The organism is Embleya sp. NPDC008237, from assembly GCF_042956465.1.
Classification (GTDB): Bacteria; Actinomycetota; Actinomycetes; order Streptomycetales; family Streptomycetaceae; genus Embleya.
The window spans coordinates 373,235-382,776 of sequence record NZ_JBIBGL010000012.1 but is presented as its reverse complement, the minus strand read 5'-3'; the positions used below and the strand labels follow the sequence as shown (position 1 = coordinate 382,776).

Sequence of the window (9,542 nt, the reverse complement as noted above, 5' to 3'; positions counted from 1 at the left end):
CGGCGGCTTCGCTTTCCTCGCTTTCGGCGTCCACCGCGTTTCCGCGTTTTCCGCCTCCCGGACTCTAGCAGATCTTGCGACCCGCTTTTCGTCCGCTGCTTTCCGCCTTCGAAACTTTCGTTTCCTTGGCTTCCGGCTCTTCGAGCTTAGCAGATTCGGTAACCCGTTTCCGCCACGCTCCGGCCGATTGGGAATTCCAAAACCACGCGCACAAGAACAGCAAATAGCCCAACCCGTCGCGAATGAACGCGACCGATGATCGAGAAATTCGATGGTGATGCTGCGGCAGGAATGCGATCCTTGACGGACGCCCCGCTCGACCCTGGCAGAGACTACCAGACTGTCGCGCCGTTGAACAACTTCGCGACAACCCTTCGAATCTACGTGTGCGTCCGGTGGACTGTCAAGATCACCTCTTCAGGCGACCATCGGCAGCTCGTCCGCGACGTCCGAGGATGCCACATCCCCCTGCTCTCCGGCGAATTCGCCCCGGCGGCCCAGGACCACCACGTAGCCGAGGAACAGGGCCTCGGCCGCCACGCCGATCGCGATGCGGCCCCAGGTCGGCAGGCCGGACGGAGTCACGAAGGCCTCGATGACGCCGGATACGACCAGGACCAGGGCCAGGCCGACGGCCATGCCCAGGGCGATTCGGCCCTCCTCGGCGATCGCCCCGGCCCGGGTGCGGGGACCCGGGTCGATCACGGTCCAGCCCAGGCGTAGACCCACCCCCGCCGCGATGAACACCGCGGTGAGTTCGAGCAGGCCGTGTGGCGTGATGAGGCCGAAGAACACGTCCAGGCGGCCCGCGTCGGCCATCAGGCCCGCCGAGATGCCGATGTTCATCGCGTTGCTGAAGACGATGAACAGCACCGGCAGGCCGAGCAGGATGCCCAGGGCCAGGCAGCCGGCCGTGACCCACGCGTTGTTCGTGGCCACCTGGGCGGCGAAGGAACTCGCCGGGGCGCTGGAGTAGTAGGTCTCGAAGTCGCCGCCGGGGCGGGTCATCTGTCGGATGTCGTCCGGTGCGGCCACCGCGTCGCGGACGGCCGGGTCGTGTGCCACCCAGGCCGCGATGATCGAGGCGAGTGCGACGAAGACCAGTGCCGTGACACCCCACCAGCGGCGACTGCGGTAGACCGCCACAGGGAATCGAACGGTCAGGAACAGCACCGCCTCGCGCCAGGCCGGCGTACGGGGTGCGGTGACCGCCGAGCGGGCCCGCGCGGTCAGGGTGGAGAGCCGGCCGACCAGCACCGGGTCGGGCGCGGCCGAGCGGATCGTCGACAGGTGGGTGGCCGTGCGGCGGTAGAGCGTCACCAGCTCGTCCACCTCGGGGCCCGACAATCGCCGCCGCCGGCGAGTCAGTTGTTCCAGGCGTTGCCACTCGTGGCGGTGCACCGCGACGAACACGTCGACATCCATACGGTGCATCCTCTCTGGGAGTGGCATCGATGCACACACGGGAGGTGGACGTGTCCGAGCTCGTCACGGGCGAAGCGGTCGCGCTCGACCTGCGACCGGCGCGATTGCCCAGTCGGGCGATCGCGATGGTGATCGACCTGTCCGCGCAGGTGGCGCTGCTGCTGCTCGCGGTCTGGCTGGTGTCACTGGCGGTTCCGGTCGAGGACGACGCGCTCGCGTCGGCGTTGTTGTTGTCGATCGTCGTGTTGGTCGTGGTCGGGTGGCCGGTCGCCTGGGAGACCGCCAGTCACGGGCGGTCGCCGGGAAAGATGGCGCTCGGGCTTCGGGTGGTCCGCGACGACGGCGGGCCGATTCGGTTCCGGCACGCGTTGGTTCGCGCGCTGCTCGGGTTCTTCGTGGACTTCTGGACCACGTTCGGGTGCGGCGCGGTCTTCTCTTCGCTTGCCTCGAAGGACGGCAAACGGCTCGGTGACATGGCGGCGGGCACGTTCGTCGTGCGGGAGCGCACTCCCGCTGCGCGGCACCTGCCGGTTCCGCTGCATCCGGCCGCCTCCGCGTGGGCGACCGGGATCGAGTTGTCCGGACTGACCGATGATCTGGCTCTGGCCATTCGGCAATTCCTGTCGCGGCGTGGCGAGCTGGATCCGGCGATAGAGGCTTCGCTGGGCGAGCGGTTGACCGTGGATACCGCGAACCGGATCGGAATCGGTCCGCCGCCCGGAATGCACCCGGTGGTCTACCTGGCCGCGGTGCTGGCCGAGCGGCAGCGGCGGGACTGGGAGCGGTATGCCGGCGGCTCACACGGTCTCGCCCCCGCAGCACCCGCACCGGCCCCCATGCGGACACCGGCACCGGCACCCATCCCGACGCCGCCACCGATCCGGATGCCGCCGCCAATCCCGACATCGACGACGACATCGACGACGCCACCGACGCCGTCCCCCACCGCGCCACAGCCATCGGAGCACGCCCCGGCCCGGCCGCCGCTCCATGAACAGGTCCCACCGCCCCCGCCCGCACCGACAGGCGCACCGACAATCGCTCCGGCTCCCGCCCCCACACCCGCACCCGCCCCCCGGCCCGCCCCCGCCGCACCGCCCGCCGATCCCGACCGGCGTGGGCGTCCCGGGTTCACCCCGCCGTCGTGATCCGCGGGTTCGGCGGTGTGTCGAGGGCTTCGAGTTCGATACCGGGGGCGGCGAGGACCACGTCGCCGCTCAGGTGCACGGTGGCGCGGTCGCCGGTGGCGAGGTCGTCCACCTCGTAGCGTTCGACGAGCAGACCGTCGTGGTTTTCGACCGCGGCCAGGGTCCAGGACTGGTCCACGGTGTGTGCCGCCAGTACCGGTTCGGTCAGCGCGATCAGGCGTAGCCGGGCGGAGCCGCCGGGGGTCAGGTTCAGCATGGTCGCGGTGGCGATCAGAAAGGCGGGCGAGCGGCCGGTGAAGCCGGCGGCCTTCGCCTCGGCCTCGGTCGCCGGCACGTCGAGGTTCGGGTCCGCCGCCGCGCGCAGCCACACCACGCCGGCCGCGCCGTCCACGACCGTCGCGCCGCCGCGGACCCGCCAGCCGCCGGCGAGCGCCTCCAGGCGCAGCGGTCGTCCTCGGGCGTCGAGGGTGAGGTCGATACCGCTGCCTGTGTAGCGCCAGCCGATCGGGCCGGGGGCACAGGAGAAGCGTTCCTCGCCGAGGGGGGTGCCGTCGTGCGGGTCGTGGAAGGAGTAGGTGCCTGAGGGCATGCGCGGACCCTACGACACCGTGGGTTCGCCGGCGGCCACGACGCGGGTGAGCAGGGCGGTGAAAGTGGCTCGCTCGGCGGGGTCCAGCGGGGCGAGCAGCTCGTCCATCGCGGCGTCCACGAGTGGTTCCTGCCGGGCCAGGCGCTGTGCGCCGGCGGGGGTGGTGGTGATCGCGTTCTTGCGCCGGTCGCGGGGGTCGGGGGTGCGGGTGATCAGGCCGTCGGCCTGGAGGCTGTTCAGGATCGCGACCATGTCCTTGGGGTCGATGGCCACCGCGCGGGCGAGTTCGGCCTGGGCGACCGGGCCGTACTCGCGGACGGCGATCAGCACCAGGTGGTGGAGCATCGGCATGCCGTCGGCGGCCAGCGCGCCGCGGACCAGTCCTCGGCCGTGCGCGGCGGCGCGGCCGAGCAGCCAGCTGGGCAGGGCGCGGATCCGGGCGGGGGCGGGCAGCTTGTCGACCATGGGCGCAGCCTATCCGGAGAATCGTTGGACTTTCCCATGATCAAGCGAATACCGTTGGGAGTCCCCATGATTCCTGGAGGTGTGTGTGCGTCGCGTTCGCTATGACGAGTACGGCGGTCCGGAAGTGTTGCGCGTGGAGGAGGCCGAGGCGCCCGAGCCGGGGCCGGGCGAGCTGCTGATCCGCACCGAGGCGATCGGGGTGAGCCTGCCGAGCGTGCGGAAGGTGCGCGAAGGCGGGCTGCCGTTGCCCGGGGTGTTCGGCGGAGAGGTGGCCGGCGAGGTGGTCGCGGCCGGTCCGGACGTCTCCGGGTATGCGGCCGGGGACCGGGTGGTCGCGATCTCGTTCACGAACGCGTACGCGGACCTGGCGCTCGCGCCGATCTTCACCGCGTCGCACATCCCGGCCGCCGCGAGTGCCGTGGACGCGGTCGCGCTGGTCCGCGGTGGTCAGGTCGCGCTCGGCGCGCTGGCCTCGGCCGGTTCGGTCGAGGGCAAGTCCGTGCTGGTCACCGGCGCCGCGAGCGGAGCCGGTCACCTGGCCGTGCAACTGGCTCGCACGCGCGGCGCGCGGCGCGTGGTGGCGGCCGTCGGCTCGCCGACCAAGGCCGACTTCCTGCGCGGGCTGGGGGTCGACGAGGTGGTGTGCTACGACGCCGAGTCGTGGGGCGAGCCGGTCGATGTCGTGCTCGACGGCGTCGGTGGTGACGTGCTGCCGCGCGCGCTCGCCGCGCTCGCGCCGTTCGGCCGGCTGGTCTTCTTCGGCTCCGGTGGCGGGACGGTGCCCGCGTGGGAACTGCTCGCGGGGGCGCGGACCGTCACCGGGATGTCGATGGCCCGGTTCTCCACCGCGTTCCCGGAGTTGTACGAGCGGCACCGGCAGGAGTTGTGGGACCTGGCGCTGTCGGGCCGGCTGCGGGTCGCGGTGCACGAGACGTTCGCGCTCGCGGACGCGGCGAAGGCGCACGCGGTGATCGAGGCGCGCGCCAACCTCGGCAAGGTCGTGTTGCGACCGTAGGGCCGGTCTTTGTTTCCCCGGTCAGCCCGCACACTGCGCGAGCATCGCCTGCTTGTCCGCGTCGGTGACCGGCAGGGCGTACTTGATCGAGACCTGGGCGTAGCGGACCACGTACGAGCAGCGGATCGCCTTGTTCGGCGGCAGCCAGCCGGCCGGGCTCGCATCGCCCTTGCCACCGTTGATCGGGCCGTCCACGGCGAGCAGGTTGAGCGGGTCGTTGGCCAGCCGGCGGCGCTTGTCCGCGTCCCACTGCGCGGCGCCCATCTGCCAGGACGCGCTCAGCGGCACCACGTGGTCTATCTGTACCGCGGACGCCTTGGCCTTGGTGAACACTATGTCCTTGCCGGAGTACGGATCGGGCAGCGTCATGGCGGTCACGACGCAGCCCTTCCGGTCCTTCCACTGCGTCACCCGGCCGTCCCGCTTGAGGATGTCGTCGCGGGTGTCGCAGCTGTTCCGGCCGAACGGGACGTCGGTGACGCTGTCGGTCCAGGCCGGGCCGTACTTCTCCCGGTCGTAGCCGGTCTTCGGACCGCGGCCCTTGGTGTCCACCCGTCCGATCAGCGCCCGGGCCCGGGTCAGGTCGGCGGCCGAAGTCAGCGGCGCCAGGCCCGCCTTGACACCTTCCTCGTTCTCCAGCGGGCTGACCGCCTCGCCACCGGTCGGCGCCTGGCCCTGCGCCGAGGCGGCCTCGGACGAATCGGCCCCGGCCGCGGGTTCGGCCTCGGAACCGTCGCCCTGACAGGCCGTCAGCGCGGCCCCGGCCAGCAGGATGGATATGTACGTGCGCCGTTGCATGCGACCGCCCCCCGAGGGATGTCGTGTGTCGTCGTTCGATGGCTACCCCGGCAACAGGCCGGGCGGCGCACGATCCGTGCGCCGCCCGGCCTGTCGGGATGATCGGTATCGGTGATCGGTATCGGTTGCCCGGCACCGACGTCGATGTCAGTAGCGGTAGGCGTCCGTCTTGTACGGGCCCTCGACCTTGACGCCGATGTAGGCGGCCTGCTCCTCGGTCAGCGTGGTGAGCTTGACGCCCAGCGCGTCCAGGTGCAGGCGCGCGACCTTCTCGTCCAGGTGCTTGGGCAGCACGTAGACGCCGATCGGGTACTCCTCGGGCTTGGTGAACAGCTCGATCTGCGCGATGGTCTGGTTCGCGAAGCTGTTGGACATCACGAAGCTCGGGTGCCCGGTCGCGTTGCCCAGGTTGAGCAGCCGGCCCTCGGACAGCACGATCAGCTTCTTGCCGTCGGGGAACGTCCAGGTGTGCACCTGCGGCTTGACCTCGTCCTTGACGATGCCCGGGATCTTGGCCAGGCCGGCCATGTCGATCTCGTTGTCGAAGTGGCCGATGTTGCCGACGATCGCCTGGTGCTTCATCCGCTGCATGTCGGACGCCATGATGATGTTGAAGTTGCCGGTCGTGGTGATGAAGATGTCACCGATCTCGACGACCTCGTCCAGCGTGGTGACCTGGTAGCCGTCCATCGCCGCCTGGAGCGCGCAGATCGGGTCGACCTCGGTGACGATCACCCGGGCGCCCTGGCCGCGCAGCGACTCGGCCGAACCCTTGCCGACGTCGCCGTAGCCGCAGACGACCGCGACCTTGCCGCCGATGAGCACGTCGGTGGCCCGGTTGATGCCGTCGATGAGCGAGTGGCGCACGCCGTACTTGTTGTCGAACTTGCTCTTGGTGACCGAGTCGTTGACGTTGATCGCCGGGAAGAGCAGCGAACCGGCCCGGAACATCTCGTACAGGCGGTGCACGCCGGTGGTGGTCTCCTCGGTGACGCCCTTGATGCCCGGGGCCATCGCGGACCACTTGCCCGGGTTCTCCGCGAAGGTCGCGCGCAGCAGCGCCAGGAAGACCGTGTACTCCTCGGAGTCGGCGTCGGTCGCGTCCGGGACGCCGCCGGCCTTCTCGAACTCGACGCCCTTGTGCACGAGCATCGTGGCGTCGCCGCCGTCGTCGAGGATCATGTTCGGGCCGTCATGCCCGGGCCAGTTCAGCGCCTGCTCGGTGCACCACCAGTACTCCTCCAGCGTCTCGCCCTTCCAGGCGTAGACCGGCACGCCGCGCGGGTCCTCGGGGGTGCCCTCGGGGCCCACCGCGATGGCCGCGGCGGCGTGGTCCTGGGTGGAGTAGATGTTGCAGGAGACCCAGCGCACCTCGGCGCCGAGCGCGACGAGCGTCTCGATCAGCACGGCGGTCTGCACGGTCATGTGCAGCGAGCCCATGATCCGGGCGCCGGCCAGCGGCTGCGCTGCGGCGAACTCGCGACGGATCGACATCAAACCGGGCATCTCGTGCTCGGCGAGGGTGATCTCCTTGCGGCCGTACGCGGCGAGGGAGAGGTCGGCGACCTTGAAGTCGCCGTCGAGCTGCGAAGCCATGGCAGTGAATCCTTCTGCGAAGAGGGGTGGATGGAACCGGAGACACACCGGTGCCGCGGGCGCCGATGCCGTGCCATCCAGTCGGACACTTCTGTGCCTACGGGTCCCGGACCCGACCGCCCTCTGCAGCGACTGTCGTTGTGCGTCACCGACGTTAACACCTCAGTGGTCGGCGGCGTGAGGGTCCTTGCCCCCCGGCGTGGCCTCGGGGTCGGCGCCGCGCACGGCCTCTTCGGTGCGGTATATGTCCGGCTCCAGGTAGATCACCCGGGCGATCGGCACGGCCGCGCGCACGCGCGCCTCGGCGGCGTCGATCGCCCGGGCCACCTCGGCCGCGGTGTCGTCGTGGTTGACCGCGATCTTCGCGGCGACCAGCAGTTCGTCCGGGCCCAGGTGCAGCGTGCGCATGTGGATCAGCCGCTCGACGTCGGGGCCGGCCACGATGGCCGCCTCGATCGCCCGGACCGTCTCCACCCCGGCCGCCTCGCCGAGCAGCAGGCTGCGGGTCTCCAGCGCGAGCACGATCGCGATCAGCACCAGCAGCACGCCGATGCACAGCGTGCCGATGCCGTCCCAGACGCCGTCGCCGGTGGCCACCGCGATACTGACCCCGGCCAGCGCCAGGATCAGGCCGATCAGCGCGCCGAAGTCCTCCAGGAGCACGATCGGCAGCTCGGGCGACTTGGCCCGGCGGATGAACTGCGGCCAACTCAGCTCGCCCCGGTGCAGGTTGGACTCGCGGATCGCGGTCCGGAAGGAGAACCCCTCCAGGACGATCGAGAAGACCAGCACGCCGACAGCCCAGTACCAGCTCTTCAGCTCGTGCGGATGGGCGATCTTCTCGTAGCCCTCGTAGATCGCGAACATGCCGCCGACGGAGAACAGCACGATCGAGACCAGGAAGCCGTAGATGTAGCGCTCGCGGCCGTAGCCGAAGGGATGCTCGGGTGTGGCGTCGCGCTGCGCACGCTTGCCGCCGACCAGGAGCAGCACCTGATTGCCCGAGTCGGCCAACGAGTGCACGCCCTCGGCCAGCATCGACGACGACCGGGTGAACGCGAAGGCGACGAACTTGCCCACCGCGATGCCCAGGTTCGCCGCCAGTGCCGCGACGACCGCCTTGGTTCCGCCACCCGCGCTCATAGGTCGACTCCCACCCGTTGGTTGACCATCGTCGTCACCGGCCGCCGACTGCCGTACGTCGGCGATCAGTGTGCCATCGGGCATCCGTGTACCCCGGGAGGCCCGCGCTACCGCGTCCGCGCGTCGATTGCCCCGCGCCGCTCAGGAGCACGGGACGTTCGCCCGGAAGACCAGGCCGTCGTCCCCCTCGACGGTGACCGCGACCCGCGGTTCACCCGCGCGCACGTACACGGATTGGCCGCGGGCCAGGTCGAGCACGGCGCCGTCCGCGCCGGTGGCCGTCGCCCGGCCGCGTACGCACAGCAGGATCTGGGGGCCGGCGGTGTCCAGGAGGTAGGGCTCGCGGCCCGAGGTCGCCCGCAGCCGGGAGAGTCGGAAGTCGGCGACCGGGGTCGCGTAGACCTCCTCGCCCGGGTCGACCTCGGTCGGCTCGGGGCCCAGGATCTCCACCGGGCCGGCCCGGAAGGCCATGATCCGCAGCAGTTCGCCGACGTCGATGTGCTTGTCGGTCAGGCCGCAGCGCAGCACGTTGTCGGAGTTGGCCAGGATCTCGACCACGACGCCGTGCAGGTAGGAGTGCGGCATGCCGGCCGCGAGGAAGACCGCCTCGCCCTCGCGCAGCCGGATGTGGTTGAGCAGCAGGGCCACCGCGACGCCCGGGTCGCCCGGGTGGCGCTCGGCCAGGCCCGCGACCGCGGCGCAGGCCTCCGCGTACGGCGATCCGTTCGCGGCCAGCCGGCGGCAGGCCGCGGCGACCGCGTCGACCACGCCGGTGCGCAGGCGGGCGGGCAGCATGAGCACGTGCGTGGTCGCCGCGCGCAGCGCCGCCTCCTGATCCGGGTTGCGCAACGCCCGTGCGAACGGGGCCAGTTCCGGGACGTCGAGGGCGTCGAGCAGCTTGAGCGTCTGGGCGATCTCGCGATAGCCGACCAGGCCCTCGAAGTCGCCGAGCGCGCAGATCATCTCCGGCTTGTGGCTGGAGTCGCGGTAGTTGCGGTGCGGCGCGTCGATCGGCACGCCGCGGGCCTCCTCCTCCGCGTAGCCGTGCCGGGCCTGGACCGCGTCCGGGTGCACCTGGAGCGACAGCGGTTCCTCCGCGGCCAGCACCTTGAGCAGGAACGGCAGGCGCGGGCCGAACCGGGCCGCGGTGTCCGCGCCGAGTTCGCCCTCGGGGTCGGCGGCGATCAGCTCGACCAGCGAGTACGGTCCGTGGCCCCGGTCGATCTGGGAGGGCGCGCCGGGGTGGGCGCCCATCCACAGCTCGGCCTGGGGTTCGCCGGTGGGGGCGACGCCGAGCAGTTCGGGGATGGCCGTGAGCGAACCCCACGCGTTGGCGCGGATCCGGTTGACGAGGCGGTCCATG

9 protein-coding genes are annotated in these 9,542 nt (G+C 71.0%); 2 read left to right on the top strand and 7 right to left on the bottom strand.

Going from position 1 to position 9,542, the window contains the following annotated elements:
- Positions 1–417: 417 nt before the first annotated feature.
- Positions 418–1,425 carry a stage II sporulation protein M gene (locus ACFZBU_RS30330; RefSeq protein ID WP_391586865.1) on the bottom strand — a complete coding sequence of 336 codons (1,008 nt, stop codon included), beginning with the start codon at positions 1,423–1,425 and terminating at the stop codon, positions 418–420.
- Positions 1,426–1,454: 29 nt separating this feature from the next.
- Between ACFZBU_RS30330 and ACFZBU_RS30325 the strand changes: the two genes are divergently transcribed.
- Positions 1,455–2,573: an RDD family protein gene (locus tag ACFZBU_RS30325; protein WP_391586864.1), complete on the top strand. Its 1,119-nt coding sequence runs from the start codon at positions 1,455–1,457 to the stop codon at positions 2,571–2,573.
- Here ACFZBU_RS30325 and ACFZBU_RS30320 read toward each other — a convergent pair.
- Positions 2,557–3,162 (bottom strand): hypothetical protein, encoded by a 606-nt coding sequence (locus ACFZBU_RS30320; RefSeq protein ID WP_391586863.1) that lies wholly within the window; start codon positions 3,160–3,162, stop codon positions 2,557–2,559. The two genes, ACFZBU_RS30325 and ACFZBU_RS30320, sit on opposite strands and share 17 nt — an antisense overlap.
- Positions 3,163–3,171: 9 nt before the next feature.
- Positions 3,172–3,627 (bottom strand): MarR family winged helix-turn-helix transcriptional regulator, encoded by a 456-nt coding sequence (locus ACFZBU_RS30315; RefSeq protein WP_391586862.1) that lies wholly within the window; start codon positions 3,625–3,627, stop codon positions 3,172–3,174.
- Between the two features lie 85 nt (positions 3,628–3,712).
- Here ACFZBU_RS30315 and ACFZBU_RS30310 point away from each other — a divergent pair, with 85 nt between their 5' ends.
- Positions 3,713–4,642 carry a zinc-binding alcohol dehydrogenase family protein gene (locus ACFZBU_RS30310; RefSeq protein WP_391586861.1) on the top strand — a complete coding sequence of 310 codons (930 nt, stop codon included), beginning with the start codon at positions 3,713–3,715 and terminating at the stop codon, positions 4,640–4,642.
- 21 nt (positions 4,643–4,663) lie between these two features.
- Here ACFZBU_RS30310 and ACFZBU_RS30305 read toward each other — a convergent pair whose 3' ends face one another.
- From ACFZBU_RS30305 to manA, 4 genes are all read right to left on the bottom strand, one after another.
- Positions 4,664–5,440, bottom strand: coding sequence for an HNH endonuclease family protein (locus ACFZBU_RS30305; protein ID WP_391586860.1), 777 nt, complete (start codon positions 5,438–5,440; stop codon positions 4,664–4,666).
- A 147-nt stretch (positions 5,441–5,587) separates the two neighbouring features.
- A complete protein-coding gene (ahcY, locus tag ACFZBU_RS30300; RefSeq protein WP_391586859.1) occupies positions 5,588–7,036 on the bottom strand; it encodes an adenosylhomocysteinase in 1,449 nt (482 codons plus the stop codon).
- A 162-nt stretch (positions 7,037–7,198) separates the two neighbouring features.
- Positions 7,199–8,179 carry a cation diffusion facilitator family transporter gene (locus tag ACFZBU_RS30295; RefSeq protein ID WP_391586858.1) on the bottom strand — a complete coding sequence of 327 codons (981 nt, stop codon included), beginning with the start codon at positions 8,177–8,179 and terminating at the stop codon, positions 7,199–7,201.
- Between the two features lie 141 nt (positions 8,180–8,320).
- A complete protein-coding gene (gene manA / locus ACFZBU_RS30290) occupies positions 8,321–9,541 on the bottom strand; it encodes a mannose-6-phosphate isomerase, class I (protein WP_391586857.1) in 1,221 nt (406 codons plus the stop codon).
- Position 9,542 lies beyond the last annotated feature (1 nt).

Excerpts from the sequence above, each read along its gene's own strand:
- ACFZBU_RS30330 (WP_391586865.1), bottom strand. The coding sequence starts at position 1,425 with ATGGATGTCGACGTGTTCGTCGCGGTGCACCGCCACGAGTGGCAACGC.
- ACFZBU_RS30325 (WP_391586864.1), top strand. The coding sequence starts at position 1,455 with ATGCACACACGGGAGGTGGACGTGTCCGAGCTCGTCACGGGCGAAGCG.
- ACFZBU_RS30320 (WP_391586863.1), bottom strand. The coding sequence starts at position 3,162 with ATGCCCTCAGGCACCTACTCCTTCCACGACCCGCACGACGGCACCCCC.
- ACFZBU_RS30315 (WP_391586862.1), bottom strand. The coding sequence starts at position 3,627 with ATGGTCGACAAGCTGCCCGCCCCCGCCCGGATCCGCGCCCTGCCCAGC.
- ACFZBU_RS30305 (WP_391586860.1), bottom strand. The coding sequence starts at position 5,440 with ATGCAACGGCGCACGTACATATCCATCCTGCTGGCCGGGGCCGCGCTG.
- ahcY (WP_391586859.1), bottom strand. The coding sequence starts at position 7,036 with ATGGCTTCGCAGCTCGACGGCGACTTCAAGGTCGCCGACCTCTCCCTC.
- ACFZBU_RS30295 (WP_391586858.1), bottom strand. The coding sequence starts at position 8,179 with ATGAGCGCGGGTGGCGGAACCAAGGCGGTCGTCGCGGCACTGGCGGCG.
- manA (WP_391586857.1), bottom strand. The coding sequence starts at position 9,541 with ATGGACCGCCTCGTCAACCGGATCCGCGCCAACGCGTGGGGTTCGCTC.